General features: G+C 73.1%; 20 protein-coding genes. 10 read left to right on the top strand and 10 right to left on the bottom strand.

Translation table 11 applies throughout. From position 1 onward, the window contains the following. Positions 1–69: 69 nt before the first annotated feature. Both VGD70_RS12325 and VGD70_RS12320 read right to left on the bottom strand, forming a co-directional pair. Positions 70–3,174 (bottom strand): SMP-30/gluconolactonase/LRE family protein, encoded by a 3,105-nt coding sequence (locus VGD70_RS12325; RefSeq protein WP_331081202.1) that lies wholly within the window; start codon positions 3,172–3,174, stop codon positions 70–72. Positions 3,175–3,240: 66 nt separating this feature from the next. Beyond that, on the bottom strand, positions 3,241–3,762 hold the full coding sequence (locus VGD70_RS12320) for a helix-turn-helix transcriptional regulator (protein WP_331081200.1): 522 nt from the start codon (positions 3,760–3,762) through the stop codon (positions 3,241–3,243). A 47-nt stretch (positions 3,763–3,809) separates the two neighbouring features. Between VGD70_RS12320 and upp the strand changes: the two genes are divergently transcribed. The 4 genes from upp to VGD70_RS12300 are packed head-to-tail and all read left to right on the top strand — an operon-like array spanning position 3,810 to position 5,542. Beyond that, positions 3,810–4,433 carry a uracil phosphoribosyltransferase gene (gene upp, locus VGD70_RS12315; RefSeq protein WP_331081198.1) on the top strand — a complete coding sequence of 208 codons (624 nt, stop codon included), beginning with the start codon at positions 3,810–3,812 and terminating at the stop codon, positions 4,431–4,433. Positions 4,434–4,473: 40 nt separating this feature from the next. Then, positions 4,474–4,680, top strand: a complete 207-nt coding sequence (locus VGD70_RS12310) for a type II toxin-antitoxin system VapB family antitoxin (RefSeq protein WP_331081193.1) — start codon at positions 4,474–4,476, stop codon at positions 4,678–4,680. Positions 4,681–4,717: 37 nt separating this feature from the next. Then, complete coding sequence (locus VGD70_RS12305; RefSeq protein ID WP_331081222.1) at positions 4,718–5,101, top strand: type II toxin-antitoxin system death-on-curing family toxin; 384 nt, start codon at positions 4,718–4,720, stop codon at positions 5,099–5,101. Between the two features lie 39 nt (positions 5,102–5,140). Then, on the top strand, positions 5,141–5,542 hold the full coding sequence (locus VGD70_RS12300) for a MerR family transcriptional regulator (protein ID WP_331081191.1): 402 nt from the start codon (positions 5,141–5,143) through the stop codon (positions 5,540–5,542). A 60-nt stretch (positions 5,543–5,602) separates the two neighbouring features. Here the strand turns inward: VGD70_RS12300 and VGD70_RS12295 are convergent, their stop codons facing one another. The 4 genes from VGD70_RS12295 to VGD70_RS12280 form a co-directional block, all read right to left on the bottom strand. After that, the gene (locus VGD70_RS12295) at positions 5,603–6,055 is read right to left on the bottom strand and encodes a flavodoxin family protein (RefSeq protein ID WP_331081190.1); all 453 of its coding nucleotides are present in this window, start codon (positions 6,053–6,055) and stop codon (positions 5,603–5,605) included. 1 nt (position 6,056) lies between these two features. Then, entirely contained in the window at positions 6,057–7,694 is a 1,638-nt protein-coding gene (locus VGD70_RS12290) for a phospho-sugar mutase (RefSeq protein ID WP_331081188.1), read from the bottom strand. A gap of 329 nt (positions 7,695–8,023) precedes the next feature. Next, positions 8,024–8,821, bottom strand: a complete 798-nt coding sequence (locus VGD70_RS12285) for a purine-nucleoside phosphorylase (RefSeq protein WP_331081186.1) — start codon at positions 8,819–8,821, stop codon at positions 8,024–8,026. 22 nt (positions 8,822–8,843) lie between these two features. Then, positions 8,844–10,559 carry a serine/threonine-protein kinase gene (locus VGD70_RS12280; RefSeq protein WP_331081184.1) on the bottom strand — a complete coding sequence of 572 codons (1,716 nt, stop codon included), beginning with the start codon at positions 10,557–10,559 and terminating at the stop codon, positions 8,844–8,846. A gap of 59 nt (positions 10,560–10,618) precedes the next feature. Here VGD70_RS12280 and VGD70_RS12275 point away from each other — a divergent pair, with 59 nt between their 5' ends. From VGD70_RS12275 to VGD70_RS12255, 5 genes are all read left to right on the top strand, one after another. After that, positions 10,619–12,064 (top strand): methylmalonyl-CoA mutase subunit beta, encoded by a 1,446-nt coding sequence (locus tag VGD70_RS12275; RefSeq protein WP_414637948.1) that lies wholly within the window; start codon positions 10,619–10,621, stop codon positions 12,062–12,064. Beyond that, complete coding sequence (gene scpA / locus VGD70_RS12270; RefSeq protein ID WP_331081182.1) at positions 12,061–14,235, top strand: methylmalonyl-CoA mutase; 2,175 nt, start codon at positions 12,061–12,063, stop codon at positions 14,233–14,235. The genes VGD70_RS12275 and scpA overlap by 4 nt, the downstream gene beginning before the upstream one ends. Further along, the gene (meaB, locus tag VGD70_RS12265) at positions 14,235–15,233 is read left to right on the top strand and encodes a methylmalonyl Co-A mutase-associated GTPase MeaB (protein WP_331081180.1); all 999 of its coding nucleotides are present in this window, start codon (positions 14,235–14,237) and stop codon (positions 15,231–15,233) included. Before scpA ends, meaB begins: the two co-directional genes overlap by 1 nt. A gap of 10 nt (positions 15,234–15,243) precedes the next feature. Continuing rightward, positions 15,244–15,555 carry a hypothetical protein gene (locus VGD70_RS12260; protein WP_331081178.1) on the top strand — a complete coding sequence of 104 codons (312 nt, stop codon included), beginning with the start codon at positions 15,244–15,246 and terminating at the stop codon, positions 15,553–15,555. Positions 15,556–15,732: 177 nt separating this feature from the next. Beyond that, the gene (locus VGD70_RS12255) at positions 15,733–17,028 is read left to right on the top strand and encodes an amidohydrolase (protein WP_414637947.1); all 1,296 of its coding nucleotides are present in this window, start codon (positions 15,733–15,735) and stop codon (positions 17,026–17,028) included. Here the strand turns inward: VGD70_RS12255 and VGD70_RS12250 are convergent. Beyond that, positions 17,022–17,312 carry a hypothetical protein gene (locus tag VGD70_RS12250; RefSeq protein ID WP_331081176.1) on the bottom strand — a complete coding sequence of 97 codons (291 nt, stop codon included), beginning with the start codon at positions 17,310–17,312 and terminating at the stop codon, positions 17,022–17,024. The two genes, VGD70_RS12255 and VGD70_RS12250, sit on opposite strands and share 7 nt — an antisense overlap. A gap of 468 nt (positions 17,313–17,780) precedes the next feature. Then, positions 17,781–18,233, bottom strand: a complete 453-nt coding sequence (locus VGD70_RS12245) for a gamma-glutamylcyclotransferase (protein ID WP_331081174.1) — start codon at positions 18,231–18,233, stop codon at positions 17,781–17,783. A 120-nt stretch (positions 18,234–18,353) separates the two neighbouring features. On the opposite strand from VGD70_RS12245, the gene VGD70_RS12240 reads away from it, so the two are divergent. Next, positions 18,354–19,757: an NAD(P)H-quinone dehydrogenase gene (locus VGD70_RS12240; protein ID WP_331081172.1), complete on the top strand. Its 1,404-nt coding sequence runs from the start codon at positions 18,354–18,356 to the stop codon at positions 19,755–19,757. A 59-nt stretch (positions 19,758–19,816) separates the two neighbouring features. Here VGD70_RS12240 and glpK read toward each other — a convergent pair whose 3' ends face one another. Continuing rightward, complete coding sequence (gene glpK, locus VGD70_RS12235; RefSeq protein ID WP_331081170.1) at positions 19,817–21,331, bottom strand: glycerol kinase GlpK; 1,515 nt, start codon at positions 21,329–21,331, stop codon at positions 19,817–19,819. Between the two features lie 17 nt (positions 21,332–21,348). Next, complete coding sequence (locus VGD70_RS12230) at positions 21,349–22,068, bottom strand: MIP/aquaporin family protein (RefSeq protein ID WP_331081218.1); 720 nt, start codon at positions 22,066–22,068, stop codon at positions 21,349–21,351. Between the last annotated feature and the right edge of the window lie 15 nt (positions 22,069–22,083).

The raw sequence follows: 22,083 nt of genomic DNA, 5'->3' as shown, positions 1-22,083 counted from the left end.
TTCCTGACCGACGTGGCGGCCGGCGCCGAGGCCGGCGACTTCCTGATGTCGGTCACGATGTTCGCGGTGCTAGCCCACCGTCCCTGAGTCACCTGGCTCGTTGGCCGGCTCGGCCGTTGTCTCCTCCGCCGCTTCGGCGGGTGCCCCGGCGGCTGCGGGCCGGGCGCGGCGGCGGCGCAGGACCAGCACCGTGGCCGCCCCGAGCACCAGCGCGCCCGCGACCAGCGACACCACGAGCCACGGGAAGCCCGAGGCGTTGTCGATCTCCGCCGGGCGGACCAGCACCCGGACCCGGCCGCCCTGCTCGAAGTACAGGTCGCCGCCGGGGCCGACGGCCAGCTCGGTGACGTAGGCGTCGTCGCCGCCGCGCAGGACCGTCTCGATGACGCCGTCGTGGTTCACCCGGCTGATGCCGGTCATCGTGGCGATGAACAGGGTTCCGTCGGCGGTGACCGCGACGTCGAACGGGTTGCTCAGCGTCGCGTCGAGGGCCGGGCCGCCGTTCTCCTTCTCGTCGTCGGCCGTGTTCGCGGAGCCGGTGCCGGCGACGGTCTCGGGCTTGCCGTTCCGCACGGCGACGACCCGGTCGTCGATGATCGCGTACGGGGTGCCGTCCGGGCCGACGGTGAACCCGCCGAGCTCGCCGGCGGGGCCGAGCACCGCCTCGAGCGTCCCGTCCCCGGTCAGCCGGTAGACCCCGTCGGTGGTCGCGAGGTACAGCTCGCCGTCCGGGCCGGTCGCCAGCTCGTTCGCGAGGAGCTGGCCGCTGGTGGCCTGCTGGCCCGGCTTCGGCGGCCCCTTCGTGGACCCGCCGCCCGCCACCCGGACCTCGCCGCCGTCCGGGTACCGCCGCACCACCTCGCCGGAGGACAGGTACAGCGAGCCGTCCGGAGCCGCGGCGAGCCCGCCCCACGTCGTCGGGGTGGGCCCGTAGGCCTCGGTCGCGACCGGGCGGATCGTGCCGTGCTGGTCCACCGCGTACAGGCCGGTCTCGACGCTCCTGAGGTAGACCGTGCCGTCCACGCCGACGGCCAGCGCGCGGACCGAGCCCAGCGTGGCCTCGGTGGCCTTGCTCCCCGCGGGCGCCGGGGCCAGGTCGGCGAGCGTGGAGATCGTGCCGTCCGGGTCGATCCGGCGGACCCGGCCGGTGCTCGTGCCGGTCACGTACAGCGCACCCGAGGAGTCCGTGGCGATGCCGCTCGGCTCGGTCAGCGCCGCCTTCGTCGCGGGCCCGCCGTCGCCGCGGTCGGCCCGCTCGCCCGTGCCGGCGACCGTCGTGATGGTGCCTTTCGGGTCTATGCGGCGGATCCGGTTGTTGTACGTGTCGGCGACATAGCGCGAGCCGTCCGCGCCGATCGCCAGCCCGCGTGGCGCGTTCAGCTCCGCGTTCGCCGCCGGGCCGCCGTCGCCGGCGAAGCCGCCCTCGGTGTCCTTGCGGTAGCTGCTGCCCGCGACGGTCACGAGGATCCCGTCCGGGCGGACCGCGCGGACGGCCGGCCGGCCGTCCTCGACGAAGTACACGGTGCCCTTGTCGACCGCCACCGCGCCGGCGTCCAGCAAGCTCACCTCACGGGCCGGCGCGTCGTCCGCCTCGTCGGCCCACCGCGTGCCGCCTCCGGCGACCGGCGTGACCGTGCCGTTCTCGGCGATCCTCGCCACCAGCCCGGTGGAGGTCACGTGGACGGTCCCGGCGGCGTCGACGGCCAGCCGCCGCACGTCCGGCACCTCGGCCAGGGTGTCGACGACCCCGTCCGGGTCGACGCGGCGGACCTTGTCGTTGCCGGTGTCCGCGATGTAGACGAAGCCCTCCGAATCGACGGCGACCGCGTTCGGGCTGTCCAGCTGGGCCTTCGCCGCCGGGCCGCCGTCGCCGTCCGAACCCGGCTCACCCGTGCCGGCGAACGCCTTGACCGTGCCCTTGGGGTCGATCGCCCGCACCCGGTGCCGCTCGGGCTCCGCGACGTACACGGTGCCGTCCGGGCCGACCGCCACCCCGGCGGCGCCCGGCGACGTGACCGGGACCTGCGCCGCGCCGGCCGGCTTGCTGCCGGTGCCGGCGATCGTGTGGACCGTCCCCGGCTCGTCGTCCGCCCACGGCGACCGGCCCGGCTTCGGGGACGTGCCCGCCGCCGCCGCGCCGCCACGCACCACGCGCAGGACCCGGCTGTCGCCGGCGACGTAGAAGTCGCCGTCCGGCCCGACCGCGAGGTCCGTGATGCCGGCGGCCAGCCTGGGGCCGACGAGCGTGGTCGCGCCCTTCTCGCCGGCCTGACGCACCTCGCCCAAGTTGCGGTCGGCGACGTAGAGGACGCCGTCGGCGCCGACGGCGATGCCCCCGACCACACCGTCCGGCGGCAGGTCGGCGGCGAGGCCGAGCCTGCCGTCCTTGCCGACGCTGAACACCGAGGTGCCGCGCTCCTCGGCGAAGTACACGGTGCCCGTCGCGTCAACGGTCACCCGGGCCGGCTGGGGGACCCGGGCGGTGGTGGCGGGCCTGCCCACCGCCGCCTTCGGCGCGAGCGTGCCGCCGCCGGCGATCGTGGTGATCGTGCCGTGCGGGTCGATCCGCCGGATGCGGCTGTTGTACGTGTCGGCGACGTAGAGGTTGCCGGCGCCGTCGCGGGTGATGTCGCCCGGATCGTGCAGCCATGCCCGCGTCGCCGGGCCGCCGTCGCCGCCGTCGCCGCCCTCGGCGAAGGCGAGGTCGCCCTCGCCGGCGAGCACGGTGGCCTTGCCGGTGCGGTCGATCCGCCGGATGTTCTCGGAGCCGGCCAGGTAGACCGTGCCGTCCGCGGCGGCGACGGACGCCCTCGGCCGGTTGCTCGGGCTGTAGGTCCAGCCGTCGACCGCCGGCCCGTCGGTCGTCCGCGAGCGCACCCCCCGGCCGCCGGGCACGGTGTCGATCACCCCGTCGGCGTCCACCCTGCGCAGCCGCCCGTTGATCGTGTCCGCGATGTAGACGGTGCCGTCCGCCGCGACGTCGAGGGTGAGCCAGCTGCTCAGCCGGGCGTCGCGGGCGGCCCAGCCGTCGCCGGAGTAGCCCTTCTCGCCGATGCCCGCGACCAGGACGACCTGGCCCGGCCGGCGAGCCGGGTCGGCGTGCGCCGGCGCGGCGGCGGCCACCGCGAGCGCGGCGACGACCCCGGCGGTGGCGAGCACCCGAGTTGACGGCATGGCGTGGTTCCCCCCAGTGGTCGAGCTGTGCCCGGGTGGACGCACCCCGGGCGTGCCGCGTTCCGGTCAGCTGCCGCCGAGCAACGCGGGCAGCTCATCGAACCAGTCCAGCGCCGCCTGCTCGTGCCGGATGCCGAACCGCAGCGTCGCGAGCCGCACCCGGTCCCCGGCCGACGCCAGGTCCTGCTCGTGCGTCCGGTAGGCCGCCAGGCGCGCGGCGTGCGCCGCGCGGGCGGCCGCGATGATCTCCGCCAGCCGGCCGGCGCGCAGGTGCGCGGAGAACAGGATGGTGACCAGCAGCGGCACCCGGACCTGGTCGTGCGCCGGGTCGGCGTCGATCCACTCGGCGAACGCCGCGGCGCCGGCGTCGGTGATCGTGTACGGCTTGCGGTCGCGCGGGCCCGGGTCGCCCACGGTGACCAGGCCGTCCTCGGTCATCCGCGCCAGCTCGCGGTACACCTGGCTCTGCGTCAGGGTCCAGAAGTTGCCGATCCGGTCCTGCGCGCTCGCCACCAGGTCCCAGCCCGTCAGCGGGCCGTCGTGGAGCAGGCCGAGGAGCGACGCGGCGGTGGCGTTCAGGGTGCGCATGACGTTCCATTGTGGCAGGTCCGGGCGCCCGGCTACCGTGTCCGCCCATGGATGTGCGCACCGTCGATCACCCGCTGGCCAAGGCGCGGCTGACCGTCATGCGGGACGCCCGCACGGACAACGCCGTGTTCCGGGCCGCCCTGCACGAGCTGACCGTGATGCTCATCTACGAGGCCACGCGCGACGCCCCGGTGCGCACCGAGCGCATCCACACGCCGGTCGCGCGCACCGACGGCTACTGGCTCGCCAACCCGCCGCTGCTCGTGCCCGTGCTGCGGGCCGGCCTCGGCATGGCCGACCAGGCGCACCGGCTGATCCCGGACGCGCAGATGGGGTTCGTCGGCCTCGCCCGCAACGAGGAGACGCTCGAGCCGACGCCGTACATGGAGTCGCTGCCGGCCTCGCTCGCCGGGCGGCCGGTGTTCGTGCTCGACCCGATGCTCGCCACCGGCGGCTCGATGGAGTACACGATCCGGCTGCTCACCGACAGGGGCGCCACCGACGTGACCGCCGTGTGTGCGCTGGCCGCGCCGGAGGGCATCCGGCACCTGGCGGAGTCCGGGCTGCCGGTGCGGCTGGTCACGGCCAGTGTGGACGAGCGGCTCAACGACTCCGGGTACATCGTCCCCGGTCTGGGGGACGCCGGTGACCGTCAGTACGGGGCAGTCTGACCCTCGTTCCGGGTGGTATCACGGTGGTACCGTGGGGTGCATGGCGATGACTCTGAGGCTGTCCGACGAGGAGAACCATCACCTCGCCGAGCTTGCCGCGATGGAAGGCCGATCGAAACAGGAGATCATGCGGCTGGCCCTGGCCGACCGCTGGTCCCGGCTCCAGAAGGAGCAGCAGCTGACCGAGGTGCTGAGTCGCGTTTTACCGCGGTACCAAGGTTTGCTCGATCGGATCGGAACCGCCTGAAACTGTCGGTGGCTAGTGGCATGATCGCGCGGTGATCATGTACCTGGACGCCAGCGACCTGCTCGTGCTGGCCGCTGCCGTCACCGGCGGCGACCTCGTGGTGCGCGATCTCGGGTTGCTCGACGCCGCCGCGCACCGGCCGCGGGCCACCGTGCTCGGCGTGCAGGCCTACGACACGCTGTGGCTCAAGGCCGCCGCCCTGCTCGACTCCGTCGTCATCACCCGGCCACTCATCGAGGGCAACTGGCGACTCGGCTGGGTGGCCGCCGTCACCATCTGCGACATGAACGGCTGGTGGATCGACGCCGACGAGGAGGAGGCCCTCGAGCTGGTCCGCGAGGTCGGCCGGGGAAACGTCGGCGTGCCGGAGATGGCCGCGCGGCTCGAGGCGTGGGCGAACCCGAAAGAGAACGGCGCTTAGCTTGACCTGGAGTGCGCTCCAGCTTCTACCGTCGAAGACGTGACTTATGCGATCGCCGAGGCAGCCCACCGCAGTGGGTTGTCGATCGACACACTCCGTTACTACGAACGCATCCAACTGATCGACCCGCCCGCCCGGGACTCGGGCGGCCGGCGGGTCTACACCGACGAGGACCTGGGCTGGCTGGAGTTCCTCACCCGCCTCCGCACCACCGGTATGCCGATCCGGATGATGCGCGAGTACGCCAAGCTGCGCCACCAGGGTGTCGCGAGCACCGGGCGGCGCAAGCAGATCCTGGTCGAGCAGCGGGCCGAGGTGCTGGACCGCATCGCCGAGCTCAACACCTGCCTGAACGTCCTGAACTACAAGATCGCCAACTACGAGCAGTGCGAGCGGGACCTCGACGAGAAGTCCCCCGTCATGCACGAGGCGACCGCGTGAGCTTGCCCGTACGCGGGCGCGCGGGGTGCGAGACCGGCGAGGGCGCGTCGGCCCCCGTCGCTACGTACTGAGGGTGGCCGCCACGGTGGCGCCGAGTTCCCAGCACCGGCGCAGGTCGTCCTTGGTGGGCTCGCCGGTGACGGTGACGTTCGGCGTCACCCGCTCCCAGGCGAGCCCCGTGACGATCGACTCGATGCCGCGGATCGCGCCGGTGGTGTCGTTGTTGCCGTGGACGTAGAGGCCGAAGGGGCGGCCGCGGGTCGCGTCGAGGCAGGGGTAGTAGGCGAGGTCGAAGAAGACCTTGAGCGCGCCGGACATCATCCCGAGGTTCGCCGGCGTGCCGAGGATGTAGCCGTCCGCCTCGAGCGCGTCCGACGGGGTGGCCGCGAGCGCCGGCCTGCGCACGACGTCGACGCCCTCGATCTCGTCGGTGGTCGCGCCCGCCACGACGGCCTCGAACATCGCCTGCACGTTGGGCGAGGGTGTGTGGTGGACGATCAGCAGCGTGGCCATGTCATGCCTTGAGGAGCGCGGCGACCTCGTCGCGCAGGGCGGTCATGCGGCGGGTGGCCGTCGCGCGGGCCTGCGATAGCGACGCCGCGGCCGGGACCGGCTCGACGATCTCCAGGTACGCCTTGACCTTCGGCTCGGTGCCGGACGGGCGGATCACCACGCGGAGGCCGTCCGCGCGGAGGCGGACGATGTCCGGCGCCGGGTTGTCCTGGGTGACCGCCGCGCCGCCGAGGGTCGTCGGCGGGTGCGCGCGAAGCGCCGCCAGCAGCGGGGGGATCCCCGCGATGTCGGTGAAGCGCAAGGAGATCTGCTCGGTCAGGTGCACGCCGTGCGCCACCGCGAGCTCGTCGAGGGCGTCCGGCAGGGTCCGGCCCGACGCCGTGCGCGTCGCGGCCAGGTCGCAGGCCAGGATCGCCGCGGAGATGCCGTCCTTGTCGCGCACCGCCTCCGGGTCGACGCACAGGCCGAGCGCCTCCTCGTAGGCGAAGACCAGGCCCTCGCCCGCGCGGACCAGCCACTTGAAGCCCGTCAGCGTCTCCGCGTGGCGGACACCGTGCGCCGCGGCGATCAGGGACAGCAACGACGACGAGACGATCGTGGTGGCCACCAACGGGTCCGGGTGCGCCACTCTGTCCAGAGTGGACAACACGTGCGCGCCCAGCAGGGCACCGGTCTCGTCGCCGCGGAGCATGCGCCAGCCGTCGGGGAAGCGGACGCCCAGGGCGCAGCGGTCGGCGTCCGGGTCCAGCGCGACGGCGAGGTCGGCGTCGAGCGTGGCGGCGTGCTGGAGCAGGAGGTCGGCGGCACCCGGCTCCTCCGGGTTCGGGAAGTCCACCGTCGGGAAGTCCGGGTCCGGCGACGCCTGCTCGGGCACCAGCGTCACGTCGGGGAAACCCGCGCGGCGCAAGGCTTCCAGGGCCGTCGCGCCGCCGACGCCGTGCATCGGGGTGAGCACCACGCGCAGCGCGCGCGCCGTCCCGCGGGGCAGCGACGCGGCCCGGGCGAGGTAGGTGTCGACCTGCGCGTCGCTCACCGGCAGCGCGCCGTGTGACAGGGGTACCGACCGCGCGGCCGGGCTGGCGCCGATGGCCGCCTCGATCAGCCGGTCGTCGGGCGGGACGATCTGCGAGCCGTCGTCGGTGTAGACCTTGTAGCCGTTGTCCGCCGGGGGGTTGTGCGACGCGGTGATCTGGATCCCCGCCACCGCGCCGAGCGAGCGGACCAGGAACGCCGTCACCGGGGTCGGCAGCGGGCCCAGGGTGCGCACGGTGAGGCCCGCGGCTGCGAGCACCTCGGCCGCCGCCGTCGCGAACTCCGCGGAACCGTGCCGGGCGTCCCGGCCGACCACGACCGTGCCGCCCGCGTGTCCCTTGTGCCGCAACCACGACGCGACGCCGGCGGTGGCCCGGACGACGACCGCGCGGTTCATGCCGTTCGAGCCGGCGCGGACCGGGCCACGCAGTCCCGCCGTGCCGAAGGAGAGCGTGCCGTTCATCCGGTCGGCCAGCTCGTCGACCGCGCCCGGCGCGCCACCCATCGCGGCGGCGACCACCCGCTGCAGCTCGAGCTTGGTCTCCGGGTCGGGATCGTCGGCCATCCACCGGAACGCCCGGTCCCGCAGCTCCGACGGCAGGCTCATGGTTGGTCGCTCCCTGTGTTGGATGGTTCGCTCCGCTCGCGGGTCCAGACGGCGAACGCTCGGTCGCTCCCGCTCACTGTGCTGGATTGTTCGCTTCGCTCCTCCGCTACTCGCCGTCTTCCCTCCTCCCGTGCTCGGCGCTGGCGCGCCTGCGCGCGCTCGTCAGTCCAGACGGCGAACGCTCCGGCGCTCCCGCTCACTGTGTTCAATGGTTCGCTTCGCTTCTCCGCTACTCGCCGTCTTCCTCCGTGCGATGCTCGGCGCTGGCGCGCCTGCGCTTCTCCTACGTCCAGACGGCGAACGCTCCGTCGCTCTCGCTCACGGTCCGCTCAGGATCGGCTGACCAGCTCGCGCAGCAGGACGCCCATCCGGCCGGCGGCGGCGCGGCCGGCCTCGAGGACCTCCTCGTGGTTGAGTGGCTCGCCGGTGACCCCGGCCGCGAGGTTCGTCACCAGCGACAGGCCGAACACCTCGACCCCGGCCGCCCGCGCGGCGATGGCCTCGAGGACCGTCGACATGCCGACGAGGTCCGCGCCCATCGTGCGGAGCATGCGGATCTCCGCCGGCGTCTCGAAGTGCGGGCCGGGCAGGCCCGCGTACACGCCCTCGACGAGCGACGGGTCGATCTCGCGGGCCAGGTCGCGCAGGCGCGGCGAGTACAGGTCGGTGAGGTCGACGAACTGGGCGCCGACCAGCGGCGAGGTGGCGGTGAGGTTCAGGTGGTCGCTGATCAGCACCGGCGAGCCCACCGGGATGCCGTCGCGCAGGCAGCCTGCCGCGTTGGTGAGCACGACCGTGCGGCAGCCCGCGGCGGCGACCGTGCGCACGCCGTGGACGACCGAGGCCACCCCGCGGCCCTCGTAGTGGTGCGTGCGGCCGAGCAGGATCAGCACCTGCCGGTCGCCGACCCGCAGCGACCGGATCGTGCCGCCGTGCCCGGCGACGGTCGGCGCGGCGAACCCGGGCAGCTCGGCCATCGGCACCTCGGCCGCGGCGGTCCCCAGCTCGTCGGCCGCCGGGCGCCAGCCGGAGCCGAGCACCACGGCCACGTCGTGCTTGTCCACCCCGGTGCGCTCGGCCAGCGCGGTCGCCGCGTCGGCGGCCAGGGCCTCGTAGTTCTCACTCACGGCGCGAGCCTAGTTCCGCCGGTCAGCCGGTGACCTGGAAGGTCGGGGCGATCCGGTCGAACAGCTCGCGGCGGCCGGTGTCCTCCTGGTCGACCGGCACCGTCACCGCCACCACCCACAGGTCGGCGCCCCGGGGGAGCAGGTTCGCGAACGTCACGCGGTTGAGGTTGCGTGCCGCGGGGTTGTCCGGCGCGATCTTCTCCGCCTCGGCCGTGGTCCGGTAGGTCACCTGCTGGGCCGGCTCGCCGGGGCCGATCCCCGGGATCTCCAGCCGGTTGACCTGCTCGTAGGCCACGTTCTGGTCGTTGGCCAGGCCGACGACGTAGTCCTCGATCGAGTGGTCGGGGTAGAAGCCGGCGAACCGCTCCAGCGTCAGCGTCCGGGTGCCCTCCGGGGACACGAAGTACACGCGGGTCGAGGTCAGGTCGTCGGTGGCGCGCTCCTCGACGAACCGCACCCAGCCACGCGGCACCTGCACGGTGAACCCGCCGCCCTGCGCGCCGTTCAGCGTCGCCGCGTCGCCCTTCTGGGCCGCCAGCTCCAGCGCACCGGTCGGCGGCGGCTTCGGCGACGGCGGCGCCGAGGTCCTGGCCGGCGGCAGCAGCGCCTCCCCGCCGACCACCCTCGCCAGCGCGAACCCGCCGCCGGCCGCGGTGAAGAACAGGACCACCGCGAGGACCACCAGCAGGGCCGACGCCACCCGGCCCCGGCGGCGGCGGGCCACCGCGCGCCGGGCCGTCGCGTCGAACGGCAGCGGGCCCGGCGCGGGCGCGAGCTGCGGGGGCTCCGGCGGGGGCGGTGGGGGCGGCAGCGGCGGCGCGGTCGGCTTCGGCGTCAGCCGGGTCGGCACCTTGTCCGGGTCGGCCAGCTTCTCCAGGTCCTGCGCCGACAGCAGCGGCGTGGACGGCGGCGGGAGCAGCGGGTGGACCCGGTTGCGGACCTCGGTGAGCGAGATCCGCGCCGCCGGGTCCTTCACCATCAGCGCCGCGACGACCTCGGCCAGCGGCCCGGTCGCGGCCGGCCGCGGGACGTCGCCGTGCACCACCTGGTTCACGATCTCCAGCACGCTGCCGTCGAGGTCGTAGGGCGGGTGCCCCTCGAGCACCGCGAACAGCGTCGCGCCGAGGCCCCACAGGTCGGCGGCGGGCGTGACCTCGCGGCCGGCGGCCACCTCCGGGGCGATGTAGGCGGGCGAGCCGAGCATGATCCCGGTGCGGGTGATCGTGCGCTCGGAGACGTTGCGCGCGATGCCGAAGTCGGTGAGCTTCACCTGCCCGTTGCCGCCGACCAGCACGTTGCCCGGCTTGACGTCCCGGTGCGTGATGCCGACCTGGTGCGCGGCGGCGAGCCCGGCGGCGACCGCGTCGGTGACCGCGGCCGCGGCGGCGGTGTCCAGCGGACCGAGCGCACGCAGCAGCTCGGCCAGGCTGTGCGCCGGCATGTACTCGGTGACCACGAACGGCTCGCCGTTCTCGCGGGCCACGTCGTGCAGCGTGATCACGTTCGGGTGCGACAGCGCCGCGATCGCGCGGGCCTCGCGCAGGGTCCGTTCCCGCAGCTCGTCGGCCTCGGCGTCCGGCAGTCCCGGCGGTACGAGGACCTCCTTCACCGCCACCGGGCGGCGCAGGAACTCGTCGTAGGCCTCCCAGACCGTGCCCATCGCGCCCTGGCCGAGCTGCCGGCGCAGCCGGTACCGGCCGGCGACCACACGTTCGGAGGGGCTGGACACGGCGCCCATTCTGCGGCATTCACCACACCGCCCGGCGAGAACCGCCATTTTCCGTAGCATTGCCGGGTATGACCTCGGCGGAGCGGTTGAGTTTGGCTGCCGATTTCCCGGCCGCCACCAGGGACCAGTGGCGCGAGCTGGTCGAGGGGGTGCTGCGCAGGTCGGGCGTCGAAGCCGATGACGTCGAGGCCGCGCTCGCCAGCCCGACCTATGACGGGTTCGACCTCGCCCCGCTCTACACCGCCGAGGACACCGCGCCGGACGCCGGCTTCCCCGGCCTCCCGCCGCACGTCCGCGGCGGCCGCCCGGACGGGCGGGTGCTCGCCGGCTGGGACATCCGCCAGCGGCACGCCCACCCCGACCCCGCGGTCACCAAGCGCGCCGTGCTCGCCGACCTCGAGAACGGCGGCACGTCGCTGTGGCTCGTCGTCGGCGCCGCGGGACTGCCGGTCGACGCGCTGGCCGACGTGCTCGACGAGGTCTACCTCGACCTGGCCCCGGTCACCCTCGACGCGGGCGCGGACGTGACCGAGGCCGCCGACGCGCTGCTCGCCGTCCACGCCGACAAGGGCGTCCAGGCCAGCGCGGTGCGCGGCAACCTCGGCGCCGACCCGCTCGGGCTGCGGGCCCGCACCGGCGCCGACACCGACCTCGAGGGCGCCGCCGCGCTGGCCGCGCGCACCGCCCGGTACCCGAAGCTGCGCGCGATCGTCGTGGACGCCCTGCCCTACCACGAGGCCGGCTCGTCCGACGGCCAGGAGCTGGGCTGCGCGACGGCCACCGGCGTGGCCTACCTGCGCGCGCTCACCGACGCCGGGCTCGACGTCGACGCGGCCGCGCGCCAGCTCGAGTTCCGCCTCGCCGCCACCGCCGACCAGTTCGCCACGATCGCCAAGTTCCGCGCCGCGCGCCGGCTGTGGGCCCGGGTCACCGAGGTGGCCGGCGCCGCCACCCGGGTCGCGCCGCAGCACGCGGTGACCTCGTCGACCATGATGACCCGCCGCGACCCGTGGATGAACATGCTGCGCACCACGGTGGCCTGCTTCGCCGCGGGCGTCGGCGGCGCGGACGCGGTGACCGTGCTGCCGTTCGACACCGCGGTCGGGCTGCCCGACGGCTTCGCCCGGCGGATCGCCCGCAACACCCAGTCGGTCCTCCTCGAAGAGTCCAAAGTGGCCGGTGTGATCGACCCGGCGGGCGGCTCCTGGTACGTCGAGCGGCACACCGACGAGCTGGCCCGCGCCGGCTGGGCCGCGTTCACCGAGATCGAGCGGGCGGGCGGCATCGCCGCGGCACTCGGCAGCGGCCTGGTCGACGAGCGGATCGCGGCCACCCGCACGGCCCGCACCGCGCGGTTCGCCGCCGGCGCGGAGTCGATCACCGGGGTCACCGTGTTCCCGAACAAGGACGAGAAGCCGATCAGCCGCGAGCCTGCGCCGCCCGAGCCGTCCGGGGGCCTGCCGAGAGTCCGGTACGCGGAACCGTTCGAGGCCAAGCTGGAGGAGGGCTCGTGAGCATTCCCGACTTCTCCGACGTCGAGCTGGGTGAGCCCGGGACACCGTCGGCCGCCGACTGGCAGGCCGCGCTGCAGGAGGCCACCGGCAAGGGCAGCGACGCGCTGGTGTGGGAGACCCCCGAGGGTATCGGCGTGAAACCCTTGTACACCAGCGAGGACACCGCCGAGCTGGACTTCCTCGGCACCTACCCGGGCATCGTGCCGTTCCTGCGCGGGCCCTACCCGACGATGTATGTCAACCAGCCGTGGACCATCCGGCAGTACGCCGGCTTCTCCACCGCCGAGGAGTCCAACGCCTTCTACCGGCGCAACATCGCGGCCGGCCAGAAGGGACTGTCGGTCGCGTTCGACCTCGCCACCCACCGCGGCTACGACTCCGACCACCCCCGGGTGGCCGGCGACGTCGGCATGGCCGGGGTGGCCATCGACTCGATCTACGACATGCGCCAGCTCTTCGACGGCATCCCGCTGGACACGATGTCGGTGTCGATGACCATGAACGGCGCCGTGCTGCCGATCCTCGCGCTCTACGTGGTGGCCGCCGAGGAACAGGGCGTGCCGCAGGAGAAGCTGGCCGGGACCATCCAGAACGACATCCTCAAGGAGTTCATGGTCCGCAACACCTACATCTACCCGCCGCAGCCGTCGATGCGGATCATCTCCGACATCTTCGCCCACACCAGCAAGCACATGCCGAAGTTCAACTCGATCTCGATCTCCGGCTACCACATGCAGGAGGCCGGGGCGACCGCCGACCTCGAGCTGGCCTACACCCTGGCCGACGGGGTCGAGTACCTCCGCGCGGGCGTCGACGCGGGCCTGCCGGTCGACTCGTTCGCGCCGCGGCTGTCGTTCTTCTGGGCCATCGGGATGAACTTCTTCATGGAGGTCGCGAAGCTGCGGGCCGCGCGGCTGCTGTGGGCCAAGCTGGTCAAGCAGTTCGAGCCGACGTCGGACAAGTCGCTGTCCCTGCGCACGCACTGCCAGACCTCCGGCTGGTCGCTCACCGCGCAGGACGTCTACAACAACGTGATCCGCACCTGCGTCGAGGCGATGGCCGCGACCCAGGGGCACACGCAGTCCTTGCACACCAACGCGTTGGACGAGGCGCTCGCGCTGCCCACCGACTTCTCCGCGCGGATCGCCCGCAACACGCAGCTGCTGCTGCAGCAGGAGTCCAACACCACCCGGGTCATCGATCCCTGGGGCGGCAGCGCGTTCGTCGAGCGGCTCACCTACGAGCTCGCCCGCAAGGCGTGGGGCCACATCAGCGAGGTCGAGTCGGCGGGCGGCATGGCGCGCGCGATCGACGCCGGCATCCCGAAGCTGCGCATCGAGGAGGCCGCGGCGCGCACCCAGGCCCGCATCGACTCCGGCCGCCAGCCGGTGATCGGGGTCAACAAGTACCGGCTGGCCGACGCCGACGAGCACATCGAGGTGCTCAAGGTGGACAACGCCGGCGTCCGGGCGCAGCAGCTGGAGAAGCTGCGCCGGCTGCGCGAGGAGCGGGACGGCGCGGCCGTCGGGCGTGCGCTGGACGGCTTGTCGGCCGCCGCCGACGGGTCCGGGAACCTGCTCGCGCTCGCCATCGACGCGGCTCGCGCGAAGGCCACCGTCGGCGAGATCTCCGACGCGCTCGGCAAGGTGTGGGGCCGGCACGCCGCGCAGATCCGTACCATCTCCGGGGTGTACTCCGAGGAGGTCGGCGGCGCGTCCAATGTGGACGAAGCGCGCGCGGTGGTGCGCTCCTTCGCCGAGGCCGAGGGGCGCCGGCCGCGGATCCTGGTGGCCAAGATGGGCCAGGACGGGCACGACCGCGGCCAGAAGGTGATCGCGACCGCGTTCGCCGACCTCGGCTTCGACGTCGACGTGGGCCCGCTGTTCCAGACCCCGGCCGAGGTCGCCCGCCAGGCCGTCGAGGCCGACGTGCACATCGTCGGGGTCAACTCGCTCGCCGCCGGGCACCTCACGCTCGTGCCGGCGCTGCGCGACGAGCTGGCCGCGCTCGGCCGGGACGACATCATGATCGTCGTCGGCGGCGTGATCCCCCCGCAGGACCACGACGAGCTGCACGCCTCCGGTGCGGCCGCCATCTTCGGTCCCGGCACGGTGATCGCCGACGCCGCCACGGACCTGCTGCGAGAGCTCGTGTCCCGGCACGGGCACTGATGGCCCGGGAGATCGACGTCGGCGCGTACGCCAAGGGCGTGCTCGCCGGCGACCGCGGGACGCTGTCCAAGGCGATCACGCTCGTCGAGTCGCGCCGCCCCGACCACCGGGCGCTGGCCCAGCAGCTGCTCGTGGAGCTGCTGGCGCATTCCGGTGGCGCGCACCGGGTCGGCATCACCGGCGTGCCGGGCGCGGGCAAGTCGACGTTCATCGACGCGCTCGGCACCATGCTCACCGAGACCGGCCACCGGGTCGCGGTGCTCGCGGTCGACCCGTCCTCGTCGCGCACCGGCGGCTCGATCCTCGGCGACAAGACCCGGATGTCGCGCCTGGCGGTCGATCCGGCCGCGTTCATCCGCCCGTCGCCCACCTCCGGCACGCTCGGCGGCGTCACCCGGGCCACCCGCGAGACGATCGTGCTGATGGAGGCGGCCGGCTACGACGTCGTGCTCGTCGAGACCGTCGGCGTCGGCCAGTCCGAGATCTCGGTGGCCAACATGGTCGACTGCTTCCTGCTGCTCACCCTGGCCCGCACCGGCGACCAGCTGCAGGGCATCAAGAAGGGCGTGCTGGAGCTCGCCGACGTGATCGCGGTGAACAAGGCCGACGGCGAGCACGAGGCGCCCGCCCGCGCGGCCGCCCGCGAGCTGTCCGGGGCCTTGCGGCTGCTGCGCACCGCGGAGGCGGCCTGGTCCCCGCCCGTGCTCACCTGCAGCGGGCTGACCGGCGCCGGCCTGGACACGTTGTGGGAGCAGGTGGAACGCCACCACCGCACGCTGTCCGAGGCGGGCGAGCTGGAGGCGAAGCGGCGCCGACAGCAGGTGGACTGGACGTGGACGATGGTGCGCGACACCCTGCTCACCCGGCTGCAGGAGCATCCCGGGGTGCGCGAGCTCGCGCCGGCGCTCGAGCGGGAGGTCGCCGACGGCGAGCTGACGCCGACGCTGGCCGCCGAGCGAATACTGGAGGTGTTCGCCGACTCACCGCGCGCTGACTAGAGTCTTGACCATGCGGAGTGCCACCCGACTCGTGATCGTCGGCTTGCTGAGCTTGTTCCTGGCACTCCCTGTCGGCACCGCGGCGGCCGAACCCGCCACGCACGTGTTCGCGGAGCAGCCCACCACGACCGCCCCGTCCGCGCCCGGCGCCACCGCGCCGTCCGTGCCGATCAACAAGCCGCAGACCGAGGCCGACAAGGCCGAGTCGCGGCGCAAGCTCGTGATGGGCGTGACGTCGGTCGTTCTCGTCGGCCTCGTCATCTGGGGACGCAGCGTCCGCCGCAAGCGGCGCAAGAAGGCCGAGGGCGGTGGCGGCGGCTGACGGTCGTTGGCCGATCGTGATCGTTTAGCCAGGCTGAACCACGCGGGCCGTTCGGCGCACTGGTTGTACCGGCAGTCGGTTGACCAGGGAACCTCGTTCGATCCTCAACCGCCCATGGTGCAGGATTGCTGCATCCAAGAACGAAACCAAGCGCACGGGCCATCGCAGGAGGACCGCGTGACAGTGCTCGATTCGCGGTCCGGAACGCAACGGGACCCGGAAGACGTGCCAACGACAGACGGGGTCGGCGTGCTGATCACCGACAGGGGCGTCAGTATGCCCACTGTGGAGGACATCGGGGCAGGGCGCGGACCGGGCTGGCTGGACGACTGGCTCGCGCGCAACGCGCTCGACGTGCTCGCCTGGTACCGGCACATCCACGCGCACCCGGAGCTGTCCCGGCGCGAGTTCGCCACCACCGAGCTCGTCGCCGGCCTGCTCTCCGCCGCGGGCCTGCGGCCGAAGCTCTTCGACAGCGGCACCGGGCTGATCTGCGACGTCGGCACCGGCGACCGGTGTGTGGCGCTGCGGGCCGACATGGACGCGCTGCCGCTCACCGAGCTCACCGGCCTGCCCTACGCCTCGACCGTGCCCGGCGCCGCACACGCGTGCGGACACGACGCGCACACGTCGATGCTCATCGCCGCCGGTATCGCGCTGGCGGCGGCCCCCGAGCTGCCCGGCCGGGTGCGGCTGGTGTTCCAGCCGGCCGAGGAGGTCATGCCGGGCGGCGCGCTGGACGTCATCGCCGCGGGCGGGCTCGACGGCGTGGACTCGATCTTCGGCCTGCACTGCGACCCGCGCCTGCAGGTGGGCAGCGTCGGCATGCGGGTCGGCGCGATCACGTCGGCCACCGACCTGCTGGAGCTGCGGCTGACGTCGCCGGGTGGGCACACGTCCCGCCCGCACCTCACCGCCGACCTCGTGCACGCGCTCGGCACGGTCATCACCGGGCTGCCCGCGCTGCTGTCCCGGCGGATCGACCCGCGCTCGGGCACCGTGCTGGTGTGGGGCGCGGTGCACGCGGGCGAGGCGCCGAACGCGGTCCCGCAGGACGGCGTCCTGCGCGGCACGCTGCGCACCGGCGACCACGAGGTGTGGGCCGACCTGGAGCCGCTGGTCGCGGGTCTGGTCGAGTCGCTGCTGGCGCCCACCGGGGTCGGCTTCGAGCTGGAGCACCGCCGCGGCGTGCCGCCGGTGGTCAACGACGAGGAGAGCACCGCCGTCATGCGGGCCGGCGTCGAGGCCGCGCTGGGCGAGCAGGCGGTGACCAGTACCAAGCAGTCCTCCGGTGGGGAGGACTTCGGGTGGTACCTGGAGCACGTCTCGGGCTCGTTCGCGCGGCTCGGCGTGTGGTCCGGCGAGGGCAAGCAGCCCGACCTGCACCAGCCGACGTTCCAGCTGGACGAGCGGGCCCTGCTCACCGGGGTTCGCGTGCTGACCCACACCGCGCTGGCGGCGCTGGTTCAGTAGTGGTCGCCCCCGTCGCGCTGGTTGGCGACGAAGATGAGGGTGATCACGACGACGCCGTACGCGCCGAGTGCGATGCCGGCGTCGATCAGCCGGTCGACGCCGCCGGACTCGTCGAGGAACAGGCTGATCGCGGCGAACCCCCCGATGACGACGAGCAGCGCGAGGCACACCTTCACGAACCGGCCGTAGGAGCACCACCACGTGCAGCTGCCCGGGCTGGTGTGCTTGCAGAGCGAGTCGCCGTGGCCGGTCCGCGGCAGCTGCTTGATGCCGTGCTTGCTCACGACGGGTCTCCGCAGCGGCCGGCGTCGCGGACCTCGGGTTGCTGGCGCCCGCTGGGACTGTGAGGACACTCAGGCCGGGCACCCATGTGGCTACTATCCCGTGCCGCGCGATCGGCATCAAGGGCGGACGACCGTGCCGCGCGATCGGCATCAAGGGCCGACGACCTCGGGCCCCGGCCCTGCCCGGGTCGCCGAGTTGTCCACAACCCGCCGAGTTGTCCACAAGTCGATCTTGCTACCCCGGAACTGTCGGACCTGGCGGATAGGGTTAGAACAGGGGTCCCCCGGGCGGAGTGGCCAACGTCCATCGATCGGCGTTTGCGATTGCACGCACCGCCCCAGCGGCACGCCGGACCGCTGCGGCACGCCGGACCACGGCGGCACGCCGCGCCACGGCGGCAGGGCCGGTCGCGTGCGGCATCGATCACGGTTCGCGGGGCGGGACTGGTCGCGGGGCTTCGGGTGCGATCAGGGGCCGATGCCCTGGCAGGGGCGGATGCGCAGGTCGGCCACGTAGTCGGCCGGTGCCCCCGCCGACTCGGCCGCGTCCGACACCACGCCCAGGTACCGCGCCGACGGCAGCCCACCCTCGTACGCGTCCAGCACGTAGAGCCAGGCCAGCACGGACCCCTCCAGCGTCTGCACGCGCAGCCGGATCTTCGAGTGGAGCCCCAGCTCGGAGCCCTCCCAGCGGTCCAGCCGGGCCTCGTCCTCCGGGGTCACGTCGTAGAGCACCACGAAGACCTGGGTGCCGGCCTCCTCGACGAGGGTGGCGAGGGCACCTTCCCAGCCCAGGTCCTCGCCGCCGAAGGTCAGGCGCCAGCCCACGAGCCAACCGGTCCCCGCCATCGGCGAGTGCGGCGCTCGCTCCATCATCTGGGCGGGATCCATGTTGGACCCGTACGCGGCGTAGAGCGGCACGTCCGACAGCGTAGCGATACCCCGGATCATGCGCGCCGCCATGGCGCAGGCGTGTTCGCGTCGGGTTCGCCGCGTAACGTTGGCCGCGTCCGCGCTCGCGAACTACGAGGGGAGCTCCGGGTGACCCGGATCGTGATCATGGGCGGCGGCCCGGCGGGCTACGAGGCCGCGCTGGTCGCCGCGCAGCACGGGGCCGACGTCACGATCGTCGAGCGGGACGGCCTCGGCGGCGCGTGCGTGCTCTACGACTGTGTCCCGTCCAAGACGTTCATCGCCTCCGCGGGCGCCCGGTCCGCGTTCCACAACGCCGACGAACTCGGCATCCGCACGGACAGCCAGCTGCCCCCGGTCGACCTCCCCGTGGTCCACGGACGGGTGAAGGGGCTCGCGCTCGCGCAGTCGGCCGACGTGCGCAACCGGGTGCAGCGCGAGGGCGTGCGGGTCATCAACGGCACCGCCAAGTTCTGCGACGACCGCACGGGCCTCGCCGCGCACCGGGTGGTCGCGGTCGGCTACGACGGCTCGTCGGAGGTGCTCGACGCGGACGTCGTACTGATCGCCACCGGGGCCACGCCGCGGATCCTGCCCGGCTCGGAGCCCGACGGCGAGCGGATCCTCGACTGGCGCCAGATCTACGACCTGCCCGAGCTGCCCGAGCACCTCGTCGTCGTGGGCTCGGGCGTCACCGGTGCCGAGTTCGTGTCGGCCTACACCGAGATGGGCGTGCGGGTCACGCTGATCTCCAGCCGCGACCGGGTGCTGCCGCACGAGGACGCGGACGCCGCCGCCGTGCTGGAGGACGTCTACGCCGCGCGCGGCACGTCGGTCATCAAGTACGCGCGGGCCGAGCGGGTTGAGCGGACCGCCAAGGGCGTCATCGTGCACCTGCGCGGCGGCGACACGGTCGAGGCCAGCCACGCGCTGATGACCGTCGGCTCGGTGCCCAACACCGCCGACATCGGCCTCGACAAGGTCGGCATCGAGCCGGGGCAGGGCGGGTTCGTCTCGGTGGACCGGGTGTCCCGCACGAACGTGCCCGGCGTCTACGCGGCCGGCGACTGCACCGGGCTGCTGATGCTCGCGTCGGTCGCGGCGATGCAGGGCCGGATCGCGATGTGGCACGCGCTGGGCGAGGGGGTGGCGCCGATCAAGCTCAAGACCGTGGCCGCCAACGTGTTCACCCACCCGGAGATCGCCACGGTCGGCATCAGCCAGCAGGCGATCGACTCCGGCGAGGTGCCGGCCCGCACGATCATGCTGCCGCTGGCCACCAACGCGCGGGCCAAGATGGAAGGCGTGCACCGCGGCTTCGTCAAGCTGTTCTGCCGCCCGGCGACCGGCGTGGTCATCGGCGGCGTGGTGGTGGCGCCGATGGCCAGCGAGCTGATCCTGCCGATCGCGCTGGCCGTGCAGAACCAGCTCACCGTCGAGCACCTGACGCACACGTTCTCGGTCTACCCGTCGCTGTCGGGCTCCATCGTGGAGGCCGGCCGGCGCCTCATGCGCCACGACGACCTGGACTGACGACCTGGACCGACGGCCCGTGGATGCCACCGGCGGGCGGCATCCACGGACATCGGGGGTCAGTCGTCCGCCTCGACCCAGTCGAACGTGCGGGTCACGGCCTTCTTCCACAGGGCGTAGGTCTTCTCGCGGGCCGCGTCGTCCATCGCCGGGGTCCACTCCTTGTCCTTCGCCCAGTTGTTGCGGATGTCGTCCTCGCCCGCCCAGAACCCGACCGCCAGGCCCGCCGCGTAGGCGGCACCCAGCGCGGTGGTCTCCGCGACGACCGGCCGGATCACCGGCACGTTGAGGATGTCCGCCTGGAACTGCATCAGCAGCTCGTTGCCGACCATGCCGCCGTCGACCTTGAGCGCCGTCAGCGGCACCCCGGAGTCGGCGTTCATCGCGTCGATGACCTCGCGGGTCTGGAACGCCGTCGCCTCCAGGACCGCCCGCGCGAGGTGGCCCTTGTTGACGAACCGGGTGAGCCCGACGATCGCGCCGCGCGCGTCCGAGCGCCAGTACGGCGCGAACAACCCGGAGAACGCCGGCACGAAGTAGCAGCCGCCGTTGTCCTCGACCGTGCGCGCGTGCTCCTCGATCTCCGGCGCCGAGGAGATCATGCCGAGGTTGTCCCGGACCCACTGCACCAGCGAGCCGGTGACCGCGATCGAGCCCTCCAGCGCGTAGACCGGGTCCTGCGCGCCGATCTTGTAGCAGACCGTGGTGAGCAGCCCGTTCTCGCTCGCCACCTGCTCGTGGCCGGTGTTGAGGAGCACGAAGTTGCCGGTGCCGTAGGTGTTCTTGGCCTCGCCGACCGACAGGCACGCCTGGCCGAACGTCGCCGCCTGCTGGTCACCGAGGATCCCGGCGATCGGCACCCCGGCGAGCGCGCCGCGCTCCCGGACCTTGCCGTACTCCTCCGACGACGACCGGATCTGCGGCAGCATCGACAGGGGGATCTTCATGTCCTCGGCGATGGACTCGTCCCAGGCCAAAGTGGACAGATCCATCAGCAGCGTGCGGGACGCGTTGGTCGGGTCGGTGACGTGCACGCCGCCGTCCGGGCCGCCGGTCATGTTCCACAGCAGCCAGGTGTCCATGTTGCCGAACAGCAGCTCACCGGCCTCGGCCCGCTGCCGCGCGCCCTCGACGTTGTCGAGGATCCAGCGCACCTTCGGGCCGGAGAAGTAGGTCGCCAGCGGCAGGCCCGTCTTCGCCTTGTACCGGTCCTGCCCGCCGCCGAGCGCCTCCAGCTCGGCGCAGATCCGGTCGGTGCGGGTGTCCTGCCAGACGATCGCGTTGTACACCGGCTTGCCGGTCGCCTTGTCCCACACCACCGCGGTCTCGCGCTGGTTGGTGATGCCGACCGCGACGATGTCGCTGGCCTTGAGGTCCGCGGTGGCGAGGGCGCCCGCGGCCACCTCACGCGTGTTGCGCCAGACCTCCTCCGGGTCGTGCTCGACCCAGCCGGCCCGCGGGAAGATCTGCTCGTGCTCCTTCTGGTTGACCGCCACCACCTCGCCGGCGTGGCTGAAGACCATGCACCGGGTCGACGTCGTGCCCTGGTCGATCGCGGCTACGTAACTCGTCATCGATGTGCCTCTCTGGTTCAGGACGCGGCCGGCAGGAGCTGGTAGACGAGCCCGGCGAGAACCGCGCCGACGATCGGGCCGGCCACCGGAACCCAGGCGTAGTTCCAGTCCGGGCTGCCCTTGCCCTTGATCGGCAGCAGGGCGTACGCGATGCGCGGACCGAGGTCACGCGCCGGGTTGATGGCGTAACCGGTCGGCCCACCGAGGGAGGCACCGATGCCGATCACGACGAAGGAGACCGCGGCGTAGCCGAGGGCGGAGTTGACCGACGGGTTGAGCAGGATCCAGAAGACCAGCGCGAAGGTGCCGATGATCTCGGTGACCACGTTCCAGGCGTAGTTGGGCACGGTCGGACCGGTGCAGAAGATCCCGCGGGTGTTCTCCGGCTCGTCGTGGGTGTCGAACTGCAGTTTGTAGGCGGCCCAGGCGAGGACGGCACCAATGATGGCGCCGACCATCTGGCCGAGGAGATAGGCAGGCGCGTCCGCCCAGCCGAAGCTCGACTTTCCGGAGGCGAGCAACCCGATGGTGACCGCCGGGTTGATGTGCGCCCCGGACGGGCTGGCGATGCTCGCCCCGACGAACACCGCGAAACCCCAGCCGATGTTGATGAGGAGCCAGCCGCCGCCGGAGCCCAGTGTCTTCTTGAGCACGACGTTGGCCACGACACCCGCACCGAACAGAATCAGTCCTGCGGTGCCGAGCATCTCCCAGAGAAAGATCTCGCCGAAGTTCAGATCCACGACCCACTC

This window comes from Actinophytocola sp., assembly GCF_036402745.1.
GTDB lineage: Bacteria > Actinomycetota > Actinomycetes > Mycobacteriales > Pseudonocardiaceae > Actinophytocola.
This window is presented reverse-complemented; position numbering and strand designations above follow the sequence as displayed.

Excerpts from the sequence above, each read along its gene's own strand:
- VGD70_RS12310 (WP_331081193.1), top strand. The coding sequence starts at position 4,474 with ATGGCGATGACTCTGAGGCTGTCCGACGAGGAGAACCATCACCTCGCC.
- VGD70_RS12260 (WP_331081178.1), top strand. The coding sequence starts at position 15,244 with ATGCGGAGTGCCACCCGACTCGTGATCGTCGGCTTGCTGAGCTTGTTC.
- VGD70_RS12275 (WP_414637948.1), top strand. The coding sequence starts at position 10,619 with ATGACCTCGGCGGAGCGGTTGAGTTTGGCTGCCGATTTCCCGGCCGCC.
- glpK (WP_331081170.1), bottom strand. The coding sequence starts at position 21,331 with ATGACGAGTTACGTAGCCGCGATCGACCAGGGCACGACGTCGACCCGG.
- upp (WP_331081198.1), top strand. The coding sequence starts at position 3,810 with ATGGATGTGCGCACCGTCGATCACCCGCTGGCCAAGGCGCGGCTGACC.
- meaB (WP_331081180.1), top strand. The coding sequence starts at position 14,235 with ATGGCCCGGGAGATCGACGTCGGCGCGTACGCCAAGGGCGTGCTCGCC.
- VGD70_RS12295 (WP_331081190.1), bottom strand. The coding sequence starts at position 6,055 with ATGGCCACGCTGCTGATCGTCCACCACACACCCTCGCCCAACGTGCAG.
- VGD70_RS12290 (WP_331081188.1), bottom strand. The coding sequence starts at position 7,694 with ATGAGCCTGCCGTCGGAGCTGCGGGACCGGGCGTTCCGGTGGATGGCC.
- VGD70_RS12280 (WP_331081184.1), bottom strand. The coding sequence starts at position 10,559 with ATGGGCGCCGTGTCCAGCCCCTCCGAACGTGTGGTCGCCGGCCGGTAC.
- VGD70_RS12325 (WP_331081202.1), bottom strand. The coding sequence starts at position 3,174 with ATGCCGTCAACTCGGGTGCTCGCCACCGCCGGGGTCGTCGCCGCGCTC.
- VGD70_RS12320 (WP_331081200.1), bottom strand. The coding sequence starts at position 3,762 with ATGCGCACCCTGAACGCCACCGCCGCGTCGCTCCTCGGCCTGCTCCAC.
- VGD70_RS12305 (WP_331081222.1), top strand. The coding sequence starts at position 4,718 with ATGTACCTGGACGCCAGCGACCTGCTCGTGCTGGCCGCTGCCGTCACC.